The organism is Segatella maculosa OT 289 (genome assembly GCF_000243015.1).
Classification (GTDB): domain Bacteria; phylum Bacteroidota; class Bacteroidia; order Bacteroidales; family Bacteroidaceae; genus Prevotella; species Prevotella maculosa.
In genome coordinates, this window is record NZ_JH594500.1 from 292,884 (window position 1) to 310,935 (window position 18,052).

Here is an 18,052-nt window from a genome sequence, read left to right on the forward strand (position 1 = left end):
AAGAAGAATGCAAGCAGGTTTTTTGTTACGTGTAATTCCTTTATGTATTACTTGTATATTTCAATAAAAACGCTTAATATTGCAGATAAAACTATATAAAAGGGGAGACAGAAACGATTAAAATAATGTGATGGAAAAGAGATTATACTGCTTATGCTCCATGTTAATCGGTATCGCTGTAGCTTGTCATTCCCAACGGATAGAGGTATCAAGGCAGACCATAAAGGGTGATTTTGACAACGACAAACGGGAAGATTGGCTCACGGTGGTCTGTAAAACACACTATGAAAAAGGTGAGGAAGATCCGAAAACATGGTATTTCTCGGAGATAACTGTTGAGGGGAAGCTTGTTCTTGGAAACAGAAAGACATTGCATTTCACAGATTCAGAGTCGTTGGATGCGGTCATTGGTGGAGAATTGAGTTATTTTTCTCCTCATCCCGGGATTATTGTCAGGGCATTTCGTGAGCCACATGGCAGTACAGTTACCATAACTTATGACTATTATCTCTACAATATCGCATTACATGATTGGTATAGATATAAGATTGCAACCTATGATCAGGCCACATGGGAAGAGGCTTCCGTAGCGTTTGAATATTGCAATAAGGCACAGAAACCTTTGGTTGGTTCAAAATCAAGACGGCATTCTACAGCTCAGCCTGACCCGATGCTACCAAAAAGTCCTTTAAAGTATCTTCGACAACTGAATGAAAGAAAATGGTACCCTAAGTATTATTATGATTTCGTTTCGTGCATAGAAGTACTCAATCAGGTGGATAAGAAGATTGGTCGGAAGGCAATAGAGAAACTTGTAAAGCATTTGAAACCTCACAATTCAACGTGGGCACATTATATTGTTTCCAATTATTTGAACAGGAATATGAGATATTAAGACGAAATATAGGCCATGAGCTCTTTCCAAATAGAAGTGCAAAATCTTGGTGGTGTTTGACACCATGAAAAACACCACGGAGGCTTGCCTTGCGTCCGGGTGCCTGAAGCCCCCGAAGAGCCCGGCGAAAGACCTAAGCAATGCAAAAAGGAGGAGAACATTCGTTCCCCTCCCTAGGATTAATTAATTTTGTATTGCATATGTATAAACAATTAACCTCGGAACAAAGGTACACAATTAGTGTGTTGCTGCAAAAGAAATGCTCACGTAGTTTCATCGCCAAGACCATTGGTATTTGTGTAAGCACGGTTTCGCGGGAGAAAAGGCGCAACTCCAATGTACAGGGAGTGTATGACGGCCGTCAGGCAACGTTGAAAGTCAGACGTTGCAAGGCTACTCAAAGGGAGCGGGCTGCCCGTAAGGACCATAACCACGGACAACGGGACGGAGTTTGCAGCACATGAAATCATCGTAAAGAGATTGAACACCACGGTTTACTTCACACATCCATATTGCTCTTGGGAAAAGGGCGCCATAGAGAATATGAATGGGCTTGTCAGGCAATATATCCCTAAAAGGACAGACCTCAGGGAGATTTCAAGGGGGTACGTCAGGAAAATTGTAGAGAAACTCAACAACAGACCCAGAAAGAAAAATGGATTTTCAAAGCCAGCAGGTATGATTAACGACAAAATTGCCTAACTTTGCACTTGCTTATGGAATCCACCATCCGCCGTTAAAAATTAAAAAATGTGTCGGCGGGACCTCCGATGGGATGACGGACCAGCGGAAACAACTCCTGCTTCGTTCCGTCACCTCTTCAAGGTTCCTGCCGCTCCGGTCACGACAGTGGGAGCTACGCACATCACTCGCCCTCGCCTGTGTTCTGCCGCCTCTTCGAGGTTTCCGTCTAAATATTCTTATCCCGAACTGACGTATCGATAATTGATGATAAACATCTGTTTGATGCCCTTGATGTTTCTTTTACAAATATGCTTCCGTAGCGTGGTATGAAAATATCTTTTCCTCCCTAAGGAATGAAATAAATTGTTTGTTAGCCGGGAGTGAATAGCTTATAAAAATGGGAACCGACCAAAAGGCGGTTCCCATTTATTATCTGTGTCATCATAAATACGAGGACATGTCAATCAAGCCACTTCACATAGCAGAAGTCCTGACGGTGGGGAAGATTGGCATTCTTTGGATACATACGCACGCAACTGCGGAACGCACCGGCTTCATCAGGCTCGATGATGGCTTCGAAAGTATATAGGTTGCCTTCGTGCGCCTTGATCTTGAAGGGGTGGATACGGTAAACCTCGCGGTCGTCACCACCAAGATTGTTCTTCAGCGTGACGAGTTCCAGTCCGACGGCGTCTTTCAACCCTTGCTCATCGATGACATAGGTCATTGTGTATTTCATACCGGTTTCACCGCCGTTGTCAATAAACGAGGTATCCTTACTGACCACATGAATCGCATCCCAACGTTCGGCCACAGCTTCCTTCCACTGTGCTATTTCCTTGGCCAGACGGGAATCGTTCTCTGCCAACTTCTTGAAACGAAGCGCTTGTCTGTTATAGAACTTGTCATAGTAGTCGTCAAGTTGACGCTTCATGGTGTAATGAGGTGCAATGGTAGAGATGGAATTCTTGACCACTCTTATCCAATCCTCACTATAGCCTTTCTTGTTGTGATTATAATATAATGGGATGATGTCGTTCTCCAGCAGGCCGTAAATCGTGGCGGCATCAAGTTGGTCCTGATAAGACTGGTTCTCATAGGTGCGCTTCTCGGGCAATGCCCAGCCGGCACCTTCACGATAGCCTTCGACCCACCAGCCATCAAGTACGGAAAGGTTGACAACACCATTCATCTCTGCTTTCTCACCAGATGTCCCAGAAGCCTCAAGCGGACGGGTCGGCGTGTTCATCCAAATATCAACGCCTGAAACCAAGCGGCGTGCAAGCTGCATGTCATAGTCTTCAAGGAAGATAATCTTTCCAAGGAATTCGGGACGCTGACTGATTTCATAAATCTTCTTGATCAGTCCCTGGCCGGCACCATCGGCCGGGTGAGCCTTGCCGGAGAAGAAGAACAAAACTGGGTGCTCAGGATCATTGACAATCTTTGCTAAACGTTCAATATCCGTAAAGAGGAGATGCGCACGCTTGTAGGTTGCAAAGCGACGGCAGAAGCCAATCATCAGTGCGTTGGGGTTGATGCGCTGAAGCAATGAAACCACACGTGCGGGGTCGCCTTGGTTACGGAGCCACGACTCGGTGAACTTCTCGCGGATATAATCAACGAGTTTCTGCTTCAGGGTCATGCGTGTCTTCCAGATTTCCTCATCAGAAACGGTATTGATGGCATGCCAAATTTCCTCGTTGCTTTGGTCGTTCATGAAGTTCTTGTCGAAGTACTTGTCATAGATATGGCGCCATTCCGATGCAGCCCATGTCGGGAAGTGCACGCCATTGGTTACATAGCCCACGTGGTTTTCTTCGGGGAAGTAGCCATTCCACAACGGAGCAAACATCTTTTGGCTGACCCATCCGTGGAGTTTGCTTACACCGTTTACCTCCTGGCAGGTGTTGCAGGCAAAGGTACTCATACAGAAACGCTCACTATGGTCGTCAGGATTCTCACGGCCCATGCCGATAAATTCCTCCCAAGAAATGCCGAGTTTGGCAGGATAGCCGCCCATGTACTTACCGAAAAGAGCCTCGTCAAAATAGTCATGACCAGCCGGAACCGGGGTATGGACCGTATAGAGTGAAGATGCGCGCACAAGTTCCATGGCCTGATTGAAAGTAAGCCCGCTCTCGACATAGTCGCAAAGACGTTGAAGATTGCAAAGCGCCGCATGACCTTCATTGCAATGATAGATATCCTTCTGAATACCAAGCTTTTTCAATGCCAAAATACCGCCGATGCCGAGAAGGATTTCCTGCTTCAGCCGATTCTCCCAATCACCACCATAGAGACTATGAGTGATAGGTCTGTCGAACTCGGAGTTCAAGTCGTTGTCGGTATCAAGCAGATAAAGACTGATACGACCGACATTGGCACGCCAAACATAGGCATGGACCTGATAATTCATATAAGGAACATCAACGACGACAGGATTTCCGTTCTCATCGAGCACGTGTTCAATGGGAAGCGAGTTGAAGTTCTGGGCATCGTATTTTGCAATTTGCTGTCCATCGATACTTAAACTTTGCGTGAAATAACCGTAGCGATAAAGAAAACCTACGGCACACATATTGACATTGCTGTCAGATGCCTCTTTCAGATAGTCGCCGGCAAGCATACCCAAACCGCCGGAATAAATCTTGAGAACTTGGCTAAGTCCAAATTCCATACAGAAATAGGCAACGGAAGGACGACTGCTGTCGGGTTTTACGTCCATGTAGGCACGGAACTTGGCATAGACGTCCTTCACATTCTTCATAATGGTCTTATCCTTCACGATGGCTTCCTTGCGCTCGTAACTCAAACGCTCAAGAAGAACAACCGGATTGTGGCCCACCTCTTCATAAAGACTTTCATCAAGACTCTTGAAGAGATCTCTTGCCTCGTAAGTCCAAGCCCACCAAAGATTGTGTGCCAGCTCATCGAGACATTTCAACTGTTCGGGAAGTCTGGACTTCACAGTCAACTCCTTCCATTGAGGAGTATTTACGTAATCAGCTTTAATTTTCATAAATCACAATTTATTTTAATCTCATAAGTTCATTTTATTGTTTCTTGCTTCTGCTTTACGCAAAGCAAAATCATAAGCCTCTTGATAATAAATAATAAATTTATTCCACAAGGCTTTCTTTGACAATTTATCAGCATTGCTACGACAAGCTTTCACTTGGCTGTCAGTGAATGTGGCATATTTGTAGATGGTTTCTTTGATGGCTATTGCCACCTCTTGATAATTATAATCCGTGCGATGAATTACCTTCACTCCGTCTTCTATCTCACAATTAGCTCCCTTTACGGTATTGGCCCATAGGCCAAAGCCAGCAAGATCAGTCGTGATGCAAGGCACTTTGAAAGCTATGGCCTCAAGCGGCGTGTATCCCCATGGTTCATAATAAGAAGGATACACGCATAGGTCGTTGCCCAGCACCATATCATAATATGGAAGATTGAGGATACCATCTTCCCCCGTGAGATAACAAGGAATGAATATGACCTTAACACGGTCGTTAGGCAGGTTATGCATACCAAGATGTTTCATCATGCACAACACATTGTCGTGGTCTGCATCGTGGAGCCAATGTGTATAAGTAGGATTGCAGAGTGACGTTTCAAAACTCTTGCCGCTATTTAATCGTTCTTGAAGGTCTTCACGCGGGCCTGCCACCCACCCAGGCACCTCGATAAAGGCAACGACCTTTTTATGAAAGCTGTCACAGAAGCGCAACTGGTTCATTGCCTCAATAAAGACATCAATGCCTTTATTACGGAATTCATAGCGCCCACTGGTCGAAACAATCAATGTATTATTATCAAACTTGTCACCGGTCAGTGCATTAGCCACCTGCAACAATGCTTTGCGAGCCTGCTTTCTCTTTGCCGTGAAAGAGGCTCCCTTGGGTACAAAGTTATTTTCAAAACCATTGGGCAGAACATAATCGACCGGTTTGTCGAGCAGTTCCCTGCATTCTTGAGCCGTTATATCGCTTACGGTCGTAAAGCAATCCACATGCCATGCCGCCTGTTTTTCGACAGAATGCTTGCTTTGCATGTTGAGTTCGCCGGCCATTTGATCCCCATTGTATGCCCAAAGGTATTCATAAAGTGGTTTGTTATTGCCGGCAATGCTGCGCCCAATACTGGTTGCGTGGGTTGTAAAAATAGTGGCTATCTCCGGAACTGCTTTCTGAATGTAGAGCAACCCCAAACATGTCATCCACTCATTACCATGATAGATAACCTTGGCCTTACGGTCTATATTGTAATGGTAGAAACTCTCGACAACCTTGGCGGCAGCATAGGAGAACATGCTGGCCTCATCGTAATCGCCATAGGCATGGAGGCTGTCTACCTTAAAGTCTTCCCATAACCGACCATAGATTTGATCTTTGATAGCAAAAAAAGGTTTGAGATCCACCAAGATGGCTATTGGTTGCCCGGGAACATTCCAACGTCCGACCTTCACCTTGAGGTTATCCTCTTTTTCAGCTTTAATACACCAATCGGGAAACAGAGCTAAATCTTCTATGAAGTATGGGCAGTCGGATTGCTCCCAACAGTTAGGACCAATAAAAATCACTCGGTCTTTCATATTATTTTGTAGTGTTTTTGCTCTGGATGACAGTACCGTATAAATACCACCGACCTTATTGCAAACCTCCCAACTTGATTCAAAAATGTAATCCGGAACAATCAAATCTCTTCCCATACAAAAATATATATTCGGCGCAAAGATAATATAAATATTCCAAAAAGCAAAGTTTACCAGTTATATTTTCTTTTAGTTCTTTGAAATAGCTTATCTTTGCAACCGACAAAAACAAAACGAATGATGAAAAGAACTTTGGTGATGACATTCCTCCTTTCGGTCGTCCTTTCAATAGAAGTACAACATATGAGCGTCTTCAAGGGTTATCTTTATAACGACGAATATCAGGTTTATATCAACATGGACTTCTATCGGAATAACATAAAAGTTCCGGGACAGGAAATCTTCGGTGAGCTTCCGGGATATTTCGGCTCTAAACGCGACGGACGCAAATGGTTGTTTGTTACCGCAGAACTAAAAGATTCCATTACGGCTAAGCTTACGATTACCAACGACTATGGTAGTGAAGACCTTGAGGCTGTACTTAGGAGACTTCCCGACGGTAGTTTTGAATTGCAGCAAAACGATGGTAGCACCATCAAGATTGCCGTGAACCGGAAATGGGTGAAGATACCTAAGCGACTACAGTTCCGTGCGTCTGTAACGCCTATTACCGGACCGAAATAGCAGACCGTGCTTTGCATAACTCGAATAACCTGTTGTAAAGATAAAGGTATATCGTGGGAGAAGAAGAATTTTCTCCAAATTATCCAAGGAGGGAGTGCGAACTTGCGGACTGATAATAGGCTAATCATAAGGTCCAATGTTCAAAAGTCAAAGAAAAGTTTGGTAATTTGCAGAATTAGCCTTACCTTTGCACGCGATGATAAAAAGTAATCCTATATATTATGAAGGTGTGAGCCTGATGCAAAGAAACTTTGATTTCTCTGCATCTTTTAACGCTTATTATTTGGTTAATCCAAATAATTTGCTAACACACACACACACACTTAGCGCACCTGGCGTTTAAACGTCTTCACGTACGCGCGCGCGAAGAGCGCGTAACACTAATAAACAAAGGGCTTCTCAGCGTTCCCTTTGTTCACATTTTCGTGTCCCTTTACGAGCAAAAAATGAACGAAATAAGGGAGCAAAATGTAGGGACGCACGGCTCGTGCGTCCGCTCACCACGGTTGACGAGTTGGCAGTTAGTAAGTTGTTGGAGCGGACGCACGAGCCGTGCGTCCCTACATGCACCATGCACGCAACGAGACAAAGAAAACAAAGCAAAAGAATATTTACCCTATAAATTAGAGATTATGAACAAAGAAGAGAAAGAAAGATTACCTTATGTTGCTCCGCACTGCAAGGTTATTCCTATGGAAGAGGACAACTTTATCTGCAATTCCGTCCTTCCCAACGGCAACGCCTCTACTGTAGAGACCGGTTACGAAGACAAGGGCGAGCACGACGTGGGAACCGCACTCTTTGGAGACAAGAGTACGGTGGCACCGGCAAAGCAGCATAATAGTTTGTGGGACGAGGAAGAAGAAGAGTAGAGCCTCCCCCCGGCCCCTCCAAAGGAGGGGAGAATACCCACCCCGGCCCTCCTAAAGGGAGGGAGCGTGAGCTTGAGGGCTAATTAAGAAAAATGTATTACGAATTAAGAACTAAAGGAAATGAAAAGAAAGATATTTTTTAAAGCAAGTCTGTTGCTCGTGGCGGGAATGCTGGCGGCATGCAGCAGCAACGATGACAACGAAGATAACAACGGAACGCGAAACGGCAAGGTAGACGTGACCAAGGCTGTGGAGTTCAAGGTCGACTTTGCCGATTACAATGACAATGGCGAGACAGACATGACCCGCACAAACAGCAATGGAGCTGTGCTTCAGCAGCAGACCGTGAACCTTGGTAACGGTATTCTGGCACTATGCACCCTGCAACGCGACACAACCAAGCAAGCAAAGCCGGCAACTACACGTACGCTGCCTAACGATACCTACACCATGCTGGCCTACGACCACACTACCCATGCTTTCAAAGGCGAAGTGACGGGGACGATAACAGGCGGCGTGTTCAGCTATTCAGGCGACAAGGCCATAGAGTTGGAACCCGGCACGTATGACTTCGTGCTCTTCAACAGCAAGCTACAACGCAACGGGAACTCCCTGAACGTGACCCGTGCTAACGCCAGCGATGCATTCATCGGCCGCACCACACAAGCCATCACAGCAACTCCCTATCATCAGCTGGTGCCTTTCACAATGAAGCATGCGGCTGCAAAGGTAAAATTCAAGCTGACAGGCTACATGGACTTCCCGGCAGTTACTGCGGTATTGACTCCGAAAGCCCCCCTGGGATTTATTACAGGCTCCACCTATGATGCATCGACTGCAACTTGGCAAGCAGCGCAGCATGCAACAGAAAATATCCCCTTCACTTTCAATGCTGCCACAGCAGCAACCGATACTTATGTTTCAACAAGCAATGAGGAAGTCTATTTCACGCCGAAGGCAGAAGTAGGCTATATGGACTTCCGCTTCAACAGTGGCACCATCTATCAACAAAACATGTCCGGCAATATGGCAAATCTCAAAGCGATGAAGCTGGACCCAAACGGTGCCTACGTGCTCAACATCAAGCTGCTGTATAATTTCCTCTACCTGTTTAGCGACGGCACCATAGGGTATATTACTGAAACTGTCTATGGCGGTGCAACGGCAGCAACGGCAAAGACGCCCATCGCCTTGGTGGCAAGCCAAAGCAAGAGATTCGCTATCGCGCTGAAAGATGCCAATGGCGGAAACAATGTACTGCAATGGGGAAAGACGAATATGCAAACCTCGACAAACATGGATAATAACACGCTGACACAATATGTCCGCATGAATGGTTACGAGGAAACATGGACTACGGCATGCAGCACAGACGGTATCATCAAGGGAAGCGACCAGACGAACTATCCGGCTTTCTATATTGCAGGTACTTACGACCCCGGAACAACCGTCACAGGGGCAAACGTCAGCAAATGGTATCTGCCCACGTTAGGCCAATGGAGCACCGCTCTGCAAGTGCTGAATACGGGTATTGCCACGCAACCTTATCCGACAGACCTCAACAATTGGGAGATAAAGCTGGCAAACGTAGCCTTCACGCAGGTGGGAGGAACTCCCCTGCAAAGCGGAAATACTGTTTTCCATCCTTACCCCGGCCCCTTTCCCGGTGGTCAGTGGGATCATGAATTCTATGCTTATTGGAGTTCATCGGAGTATGATACCAAACATGCATGGGTTGTAGGTTTGGTAAAAAAAGGCTATCGTATCAATATGGGATATCAGAAAAATCAAATCCCATATCCAGGGCTGAAGATTGGTGTCCGGTCATTTGTCAATTTTTAAGTTCGGATATGCGATGCTGTTACTCCCTTGCGCAATATATGGAATGTGTCGTTTCGGACAGATAGTATATGTCCTTGAGGAGAGATAGTATGTGTAGGGGAGGAGAGATAGTATATGTCCTCGAGGAGAGATAGTATGTGTAGGAAAGGACAGATAGTATCTCTCCAAAACAGATGACAGGGGAGCATCGGGAAGACAGACGAAATAAGAAAATAACCTTTTATTAATCAATTAAATACAATGAATTATGATTAACTTCAAAGTTGTATCAAGAGTGCTCGGCATCGGGCCGAAAAAAGGGCAGCGGGCATATTATGCCGAACCCAAGTCGATTACTAAGTTCTCGGCCAACTGGCTCGTGGAACGCATCGTGCGCGAAACGTCATTGAGCGAGGGCGACGTGCGTAACGTGCTCGTCACGCTGCGCAACATCTTCATCGAGGTCATCAAGTTGGGTGCCTCGCTCGACCTCGGCGACATTTTTTCCATTCGTACTGCAATACCCTCGAAGATGGAAGCCAAGGAGGAGGACGTGTGCGCCACTTCGCTGAAAAAGCCCCGTGTCATCGTGACGTGGAAGGATTCTATCCGTCAGGCACTGAAGAAGATAGAAGTGGAGGTGGATAACGAGAAACGGAAGGAAGAAAAGAAGAAGAAGAAAAAAGAGGAAGGGGGAATAGGGCAGCACGGGAATTGAGAGCCCACCAACAAACACCCTAACACTCACCCCCGACCCCTCCCGAAGGGAGGGGAGAGCGAACAGCGTGCAAACTAATTTGGTGCAAGCTCGGTCTCCCCTCCTTCGGAGGGGGCGGGGGAGGTTTCCGGGGGTTGGGGGAGGCTCCTTTGGGGAGGGCGCACGACTTACCTGTATTTAATCAAAATCAAAATTCACCTTATGATTAACTCGCTTGTCTGTGTGCCCTCCCCGTTTAAAGAAAAGCCTCCCCCCAACCCCCTCCGAAGGAGGGAGAGGCCATGCTTGCAGGCAATGATGAAAAATGCATGATAAACAAAATAGACCTTGTGAACTAAAGTGTTCGCAAGGTCTATTTGCATATTACTCCCCTCTCCTTGGGAGAGGGGCTGGGGGAGAGGCTTCTACTCCCCTCCCTCGGGGGAGGCTTTTGGTAGGGCTTTTTTTCTTCTTTTATTTTGGCCGTTTGAAGTTTTTATCGTAATTTCGCGGTTGCAATCGGTTCAATGTGTGATTGATTAAAAGGGAACAGGGTGGAAATCCCTGACAGTCCCGCTGCTGTGAACGATGTTTTGGAAGAAACGAAAGGCCACTGACGGTTGTTGTGTCGGGAAGGTGTTTCTTCGTGAGTCGTGAAGTCAGAAGACCTGCCGTTGCAAGTTGATGCTTGGTTGCTTCGAGGAGAGTGACGGAAGCGTAATGAATAGGGTTTGACAAATAATGGATAATCGCATGGCAAGAATTGCGATTTGCTTGTGGCTTCAGCCGATGGCTTGTTGCATGCTCTCTGCCCAGCAGTCGGCAGACAGCTTGCATGTGCATGAGCTTCGAGGCGTAGAGGTGTCGGCTCGGCGCGAGACCATGGGGACAGTACCCGTGAGGCAGGTTACGCGGCGAGACATGCTTGATATGGGCATCACTGACATTGCAGATGCACTGCATCGCATGCCGGGTGTGAACCTGCGCGATTATGGCGGTGCAGGCGGCATGAAGACCATCGGTGTGCGGGGCTTCGGTGCGCAGCACACGGGGGTTAGCTACGACGGTGTGCTGTTGAGCGACTGCCAAAGCGGTGCAATCGACGTGTCGCGCTATTCGTTGGACAACGTGGCTTCGTTGCTGTTGGCGGTAGGCGGGAGCAGCGATGTGTTCGTCTCGGCCCGTGAGGCAGCTTCGGTCGCCGTATTCTCCATAGAGACATTGCGAGATGTGCCAAAGGACAAGCGAGCACATATGACAGCACAGCTCAAACAAGGTTCGTTCGGCTATGTGAGTCCGTTTGTACGTTATGTCCAAGCGTTGAGCGAGCGTGTGACAGTTTCGGCTTTGGGAGAATATGTTTATGCAGAGAATGATTATCCTTTCACGCTGCGCAACGGGATTTACAAGACTCGTGAGCGTCGTGCCAACAGCAGGATGAACAGCGGGCATGGCGAGGTGAACCTCTATTTGCAGACGCGCAGTAGGGGGCGATTGGACGGTAAACTCTATTATTACGATAACGACCGACAATTGCCGGGCATCGTGAAGTATTATACGAACCTCAGTGGCGAGACACTGCATGACAGGAATGCTTTTGTGCAACTGAACTGGCAGGCACATAGCCCGTCGGGAGTGTGGAGTTGGAAGGCGAAGGGGAAGTTTAATTGGGCTTCGTCAAGCTATCGCGATGCCTATTATCCCGGTGGCGTGATGGATGCCGACTATTGGCAGCGCGAGGCCTATGGCTCCGTGGCCGTGTTGTTCAGACCGGCAGAGGAATGGCTGGTCAGCTATGCCGCCGATTATAGCTTCAACAACTTAAACAGCAGTCTGAAGACAGACGTGCATCCTTTCAGACATACCGTGCTGCAAACACTGTCGGCAAAATATGTCTTCTCCCGCATCACGTTGCTGGGTAGGTTGTTGTATTCAGACTATATAAACCGTGCAAGGGTAGGGGCTTCTGCCAAGGACATGCGAAGATGGTCGCCCTCGCTGTCGGTGTCTTATCAACCGTTCTCTGCGGAACACTTCTACATTAGGGCTTCCTATAAGAACATATTCCGTGCACCGACGTTCAACGAAAGCTATTTCTTCCATTATGGCAGTACGGAACTGAATCCCGAACTGACCGACCAGTATAATCTCGGGTTGGCATGGGAGAAACGATGGGAGAATAGAGTAGGGGTGCAGCTGACGATAGATGGCTATCTCAATCATGTCAGGGACAAGATAGTTGCTGTGCCCTACAATATGTTTATTTGGACAAATGTGAATGTTGGTAAGGTAGAAATGAAAGGTATTGAAGGTTCTTTGCAAGGAGATTATCGCGTCAGTGCAAAACAATATCTTTCTTTTGCCGGTAGTTACAGCTATCAGCAAGTGAGCAATCATACCGACCGTGAGTCTCCGTATTACGGGAAGCAGATAGCCTATATCCCGTTGCATACGGCGTCGGCTTCTTTGAAGTGGGGCAATCCGTGGGTAGATGTCGTGGTGCATGGGACAGGTGTCAGCAGCCGATGGCCCAATAATGAGCATCACAAAGGAACAAAGTTGGACGGCTATTGGGATATGGGGCTTACGTTCAGCCGAAGCTTTCCTATATATAAAGGTGTACTGTTCTTGCGCGGAGATGTTAAGAATCTGCTTAACCGGCAATATGAAATCGTGGGCAACTATCCTATGCCGGGCATCAGTTATCAGTTAGTAATCAGTTATAATTTTTAATACATTAATACAATAGAAAGATGAAAAAGTATTTATTAAGTTTAGCCGTCCTGCTCGTGGGCGCAGTTTCGTTTACGTCGTGTGATAATGAAGAGGATACGCCGCAGTTGCATCTTGTTACGACCAGCAATGGCGCATTCGTTGTGTGTACAGGAAATATGAGTGGTAAGATAGGTGGCTCCATAAGCTACTTGGATTACAAGAAAGGCAAGATGACCAATGATGCATTCATCACAGCAAATGGTCGAGGGCTCGGCGATACGCCCAATGACGGTATTGTTTATGGCAGCAAGGTCTATCTCGTTGTGACGGGAGAGCATACCATTGAGGTCATGGACAAGAATCTGAAGTCGGTGAAACAAATCAAGACGACTGATCTTTTGGGTAAAAAGGAAGGTAATCAGCCCCGTCATATCATTGCCGGTGCTGGTGCTATCTGGGTGACTACCTATGGTGGCTATGTTGCAGTTGTAGATACGGCTACTTTTAAGTTGCGTAAAAGCTATAAGGTGGGTTCCTATCCCGAAGGTCTGGCCGGTAGCGGCAACAATTTGTTCGTGGCCAACTCTGATTATGGCAAAGGCAATGGCACCATCTCTGTAATCAACTTGACCACAGGAAAGGTTGACGACCATAAGATAGAAGGCATAAAGAACCCACAAGAGATTTATATTGTCAACAATCGTCTCTATGTGTTGGATTGGGGTGGTTATGATGCTAAGTATAATCAGATTGGCGCAGGCTTGAAAATCCTTACTGAAGAGAATGGTAAGCCTGTTGCCAAAGACGTTGTCAAAGATGCAACGGGAGCAGCTTATTACAACGGTGCGTTCTATACGATGAATGCCCCCTACGGAGCTTCATCTGTAAGCTACAGTAAATTAGATGTAAACACGCAGTATGTATCTCCTTTGTCCGTAACAATAGATGCAAAGACCTATTCGCCAGCTTCTATCGCCGTTGATCCGGCAACAGGCCACCTTTTCTTCTCTCTGTATAAGAAAGTAGGCGGATACACAAGTTATACTACGCCCGGCAGTTTGAAAGAATTTGATAACTATGGTAAGGAAGTTCGTTCGGCTGAGATAGGCATAGGGCCGGGCAAGATATTCTTCAATACGCGGATTGACTGGAAGTAATGAAAAAGCTTCTTAGTGTTTTAATAGCGATACTCTTCAGTGTCTTCACTGCTTGCACCAATTCTCAAACGAGGGGTGGTGCAGATGGTGGGGACACTGTCCGTATGGAGAATGCCCGACATTTGACCATTGTCAAATACAAAGGATATACGATTGTGAAGCTGGTTGATCCATGGAAGAAAGGCCGAACGCTCCACACGTATGCCTTGGTACCAAAGGGAAGGACTCGGCTACCGGCAGGACTCGACCCTTCTACCACCATCATACGGACGCCTATCAAGCGGTCTGTCGTTTTTACCACGGTGCTTTGCGGTTTGTTGTATGATTTTCAGGCAGCCGATGCCATCAGTGGGGTGTGTGACCTTAATTATATCAATATCCCCGATATACAAAAGCGTGCAGCGATGAAACCGACAGAAGCCCGTCATGTCGCCGACTGTGGAAACAGCATGAGTGCCGATGTCGAGAAAATCATAGACATGAAGCCCGAAGGCCTGCTCATCTCTCCTTTCGAGAACAGTGGAGGCTACGGGAAATTGGAAGACATACATATCCCCATCATCGAGACGGCCGACTATATGGAGGTTTCGGCATTGGGACGGGCGGAGTGGATGAAGTTCTACGGCATGCTCTATGGGCGCGAACATGAGGCTTTTGCCTTGTTCAATCGAGTGAAGCGCAATTATCAGCAACTAATGAAGAAGGCACGCACGGCCAAGAAGTCGCTGTCGGTCATCACAGAGCGGAAGACGGGCGGCGTATGGTATGTACCGGGTGGACAGAGCACCATCGGGCAGATGCTCAAAGACGCACGGGCACACTATGCCTTTGCCGACGACCATCAGGCCGGAAGCCTGTCTTTGCCCTTTGAAACAGTCTTGGACAGGGCCGGGCAAAGCGATGTGTGGCTGTTCAAATATAACGGACACCCTGCCACCTTGCAGGAGCTTGCGGCCGAATATTCGGGCTACAGACAGTTCAAGGCATTCCGAACCCGCAATGTTTATGCATGTGATTGCACGCGCAGACCCTATTTCGAGCAAGTGAGCTTCCACCCCGACAGGCTGTTGAGCGACATTATACAAATCGTCCACCCCGACATTGCCGGCTTTGCACCGATGCAATACTATGAGCGTTTGAAATAAAAGGCATGGGAACGAAAGCAATAAGACATTGTATCGCCTTGGGCGCAGGCATCCTCTTCCTGTTTGCACTGCATCTGGTCGTGGGCAGCGTAGACATTCCCGTGTCGGCCATTCTACAAATCATTTTCCCTTCATCGGGCAATGAGGCTGCCGCATCACTGCTCGCCCGGCACCCTTCGTGGAGTTATATCATCATGGAGTCACGACTTCCGCAGGCCTTGACAGCATTGCTCACCGGCTCCTCCTTGGCCGTATGTGGGCTGCTGCTGCAAACCGCCTTTCGCAATCCCTTAGCCGGACCGGGCATCTTCGGCATCACCGGCGGTGCAGGGCTGGGCGTCGCGCTGGTGATGCTCTTCTTGGGTGGGAGCATCATGACCACGATGTTCACGATAAGCGGCTTTGTTGCCATATTGCTTGCTGCATTCACCGGGGCAATGCTCGTGACAGTCCTTCTCTTCTTCTTCTCTTCTGCCGTCAGAAACAGCGTCATACTACTGATTATCGGCATCATGACAGGCTATCTTGCCAATTCAGCCGTCTCCCTGCTCAACTTCTTTGCAACAGACGAGGGCGTGAAGTCCTACATGGTGTGGGGAATGGGCAACTTCGGCACCGTCTCCATGGCCCACATGCCTGCGTATGCCGCTGCAAACATCGTCGGATTGGCGGCCTCGCTCTTATTGATTAAACCGCTCAACGCCCTGCTCCTTGGCGAACAATATGCCGAGAACCTCGGCATCAACACACGACTCACGCGGAACCTCCTGCTACTCGTCACCGGTTGGCTAACGGCCACGACGACGGCCTTTTGTGGTCCCGTGGCCTTCATCGGCCTGTCGGTTCCCCACATCGCACGCCTGCTACTGACCACCGACAACCACCGCCTGCTCCTGCCCGCAACGATGCTGTTAGGTGCGGCCGTCGCACTGCTTTGCAATCTCTTGTGCTATCTGCCCGGCGCCGGAGGCATCTTGCCGCTCAATGCCGTGACGCCCCTGATAGGCGCACCGGTAATCATATACGTCATCACAAAACGAAGATAAACATGGCCATCTATACCAAGCGCGGCGACACGGGCCGCACCTCATTGCTCGACGGCGAGCGCGTGGCAAAAGACGATATCCGCGTCGAAGCCAACGGGCAGCTCGATGAATTGAACTCGCTCCTCGGCATCGTCACAGCCTCGATGCAGGCCGACGACGTAGAGCTCGCCCGACTGCAAACCATTCAACGGCTCCTCATGACCGTCATGGGCCTGATTGCCGACGGACGGAACCGACCGTTCGATTATGCTCCCATCGACGACATGACCACGGCGTTGGAGCACTTCATCGACGAGCAATCCGGCAATAGCCGTTTCGCCTTTGTCGTTCCCGGCGGAAGTCTTCCCGCAGCTCTCCTGCACTATGCACGAGCGAAGGCACGCACCTGCGAGCGACGCCTGTGGACGCTCCGGCGCGATTATCCGCTCGACGAACGCGTGATGCGCCTGATGAACCGTCTGAGCGACTATCTGTTCACCTTGGCCGTCGCCCGCCAATCGTAGTCGCTTCCTTGGCGTCAGCCCGTCGCATGGCCGAAGCCTACGGAAGAGGATATGCCGTTTGCGTCCCAAGCATGGTATATCCTCTTTTCGTTTTGCCCGTCTCGTCCTTCTTGATGATAGGCAGGCGAGTTATAGTAGGCGTACGAATTGCACGTCCCAACATGCTCCCTTCCTTTTATATTAGGTGTGCAATACCTTTTATTATAGGTATGCGAGCCCCTTTACATAGGGAGTTCATCTCGAGAGATAGTAGGATGTATACTTTTCCACCATGGTGGGAAAACATTCCCGCCATGATGAGACTACTTTCCCGCCATGGCGGGACTCAATTCCCACCATCGCGGGAAACCACCTTTCCTACTATCTGTCGGCAAGGAAACCCTATTCTGTGGCTGTCATATCAGTAGGCTAATGACTCCCGTCTGCTTATTGGAAAGCGATTGTCGTTCAACGATGAGCCTATGTCTATCCCCTTTGCAGTGGCTTCTTATATGCAATAATTCCTAAAACAGACAAAAAAAACAACGGAAACTTGTGTAATTTGAAAAAAAAGCCTAAATTTGCACGCAAAGTTTGTAAAACTATCGAATGAAATAATAAAAATATCCAAATTTAATAAAATCAGTAAGAAGATGAAAAAGTTTATTTTAACGTTGGCCCTCGTTTGCTCAGCAACAATGGGTTTCGCTTCGTCGGCAGTAGATTCGGCAGAGGTAAAGAAAGTATTCGCTAAAGTTGGTCCGCAGGGTGTCACCTATGACTTCAATGCTGGTGAGACGAAGATTGCGCAGCTGACCCAAGACATCGAGAACTACAAGGCCAAGATGAGCCAGTCTGCAGATAACTACAAGGCTCAGATGAACCAATCCTCTGAGAACTATAAGGCCAAGATGACACAAAGTCAGGAGACAAGCAAGGCCAACTTGGCTAAGGAACAGGATGTCATCAAGGGCAAGATTGCACAGCTGAACCAAGAAATCGAGAATTGCAAGGCGCAGTTGAATCAGGTGAACGAGAAGTATAAGAACCAGATGGCTCAAGAGCAGGACAATTATAAGAACAAGATGGCTCAGGAGCAGGACAACTATAAGAACAAGATGGCTCAGGAGCAGGACAGCTATAAGGCAAAAATTGACGGTGCACGTCAGGCTATCGAAACGCTCCGCAACGAAATGAAGGCCGCTAAGGACGCTATCGTAAAGGCTGGCAAGGTAACACTGATGAAGTAATTTT

The 18,052-nt window shown here is 47.9% G+C and carries 13 protein-coding genes, 1 pseudogene and 1 riboswitch; of the genes and pseudogenes, 12 read left to right on the top strand and 2 right to left on the bottom strand.

Features of this window, described 5'->3' with window-relative positions; translation table 11 throughout:
- Positions 1-130: 130 nt before the first annotated feature.
- Positions 131-895, top strand: a complete 765-nt coding sequence (locus HMPREF9944_RS01070) for a hypothetical protein (RefSeq protein WP_008563845.1) — start codon at positions 131-133, stop codon at positions 893-895.
- 200 nt (positions 896-1,095) lie between these two features.
- Positions 1,096-1,597 (top strand): annotated as a pseudogene (locus HMPREF9944_RS13545) (IS30 family transposase).
- 442 nt (positions 1,598-2,039) lie between these two features.
- Here HMPREF9944_RS13545 and glgP read toward each other — a convergent pair.
- Together glgP and HMPREF9944_RS01085 are read right to left on the bottom strand one after the other, a co-directional pair.
- On the bottom strand, positions 2,040-4,601 hold the full coding sequence (glgP, locus tag HMPREF9944_RS01080) for an alpha-glucan family phosphorylase (RefSeq protein ID WP_008563847.1): 2,562 nt from the start codon (positions 4,599-4,601) through the stop codon (positions 2,040-2,042).
- 21 nt (positions 4,602-4,622) lie between these two features.
- Positions 4,623-6,296 carry a glycogen/starch synthase gene (locus HMPREF9944_RS01085; RefSeq protein WP_044113127.1) on the bottom strand — a complete coding sequence of 558 codons (1,674 nt, stop codon included), beginning with the start codon at positions 6,294-6,296 and terminating at the stop codon, positions 4,623-4,625.
- A 123-nt stretch (positions 6,297-6,419) separates the two neighbouring features.
- Between HMPREF9944_RS01085 and HMPREF9944_RS01090 the strand changes: the two genes are divergently transcribed.
- The 10 genes from HMPREF9944_RS01090 (at position 6,420) to HMPREF9944_RS01135 (ending at position 18,048) form a co-directional block, all read left to right on the top strand.
- Positions 6,420-6,863 (top strand): hypothetical protein, encoded by a 444-nt coding sequence (locus tag HMPREF9944_RS01090; protein ID WP_406674615.1) that lies wholly within the window; start codon positions 6,420-6,422, stop codon positions 6,861-6,863.
- A gap of 632 nt (positions 6,864-7,495) precedes the next feature.
- Complete coding sequence (locus tag HMPREF9944_RS01095; protein WP_008563850.1) at positions 7,496-7,735, top strand: hypothetical protein; 240 nt, start codon at positions 7,496-7,498, stop codon at positions 7,733-7,735.
- 120 nt (positions 7,736-7,855) lie between these two features.
- Positions 7,856-9,577, top strand: a complete 1,722-nt coding sequence (locus tag HMPREF9944_RS01100) for a fimbrillin family protein (protein ID WP_008563851.1) — start codon at positions 7,856-7,858, stop codon at positions 9,575-9,577.
- A 247-nt stretch (positions 9,578-9,824) separates the two neighbouring features.
- Positions 9,825-10,274 (top strand): HU family DNA-binding protein, encoded by a 450-nt coding sequence (locus HMPREF9944_RS01105; RefSeq protein WP_008563852.1) that lies wholly within the window; start codon positions 9,825-9,827, stop codon positions 10,272-10,274.
- 482 nt (positions 10,275-10,756) lie between these two features.
- A riboswitch (cobalamin riboswitch) is annotated at positions 10,757-10,943 on the top strand.
- A 63-nt stretch (positions 10,944-11,006) separates the two neighbouring features.
- On the top strand, positions 11,007-12,986 hold the full coding sequence (locus HMPREF9944_RS01110; RefSeq protein ID WP_008563853.1) for a TonB-dependent receptor plug domain-containing protein: 1,980 nt from the start codon (positions 11,007-11,009) through the stop codon (positions 12,984-12,986).
- A 20-nt stretch (positions 12,987-13,006) separates the two neighbouring features.
- Positions 13,007-14,125 (top strand): YncE family protein, encoded by a 1,119-nt coding sequence (locus tag HMPREF9944_RS01115; RefSeq protein WP_008563854.1) that lies wholly within the window; start codon positions 13,007-13,009, stop codon positions 14,123-14,125.
- Positions 14,125-15,270: an ABC transporter substrate-binding protein gene (locus HMPREF9944_RS01120; protein ID WP_008563856.1), complete on the top strand. Its 1,146-nt coding sequence runs from the start codon at positions 14,125-14,127 to the stop codon at positions 15,268-15,270. Before HMPREF9944_RS01115 ends, HMPREF9944_RS01120 begins: the two co-directional genes overlap by 1 nt.
- Before the next feature lie 5 nt (positions 15,271-15,275).
- A complete protein-coding gene (locus tag HMPREF9944_RS01125; RefSeq protein ID WP_008563858.1) occupies positions 15,276-16,316 on the top strand; it encodes an iron ABC transporter permease in 1,041 nt (346 codons plus the stop codon).
- Between the two features lie 2 nt (positions 16,317-16,318).
- On the top strand, positions 16,319-16,819 hold the full coding sequence (locus HMPREF9944_RS01130) for a cob(I)yrinic acid a,c-diamide adenosyltransferase (RefSeq protein WP_008563859.1): 501 nt from the start codon (positions 16,319-16,321) through the stop codon (positions 16,817-16,819).
- 632 nt (positions 16,820-17,451) lie between these two features.
- Positions 17,452-18,048 (top strand): hypothetical protein, encoded by a 597-nt coding sequence (locus tag HMPREF9944_RS01135; RefSeq protein WP_008563861.1) that lies wholly within the window; start codon positions 17,452-17,454, stop codon positions 18,046-18,048.
- The last annotated feature ends 4 nt before the right edge of the window (positions 18,049-18,052 follow it).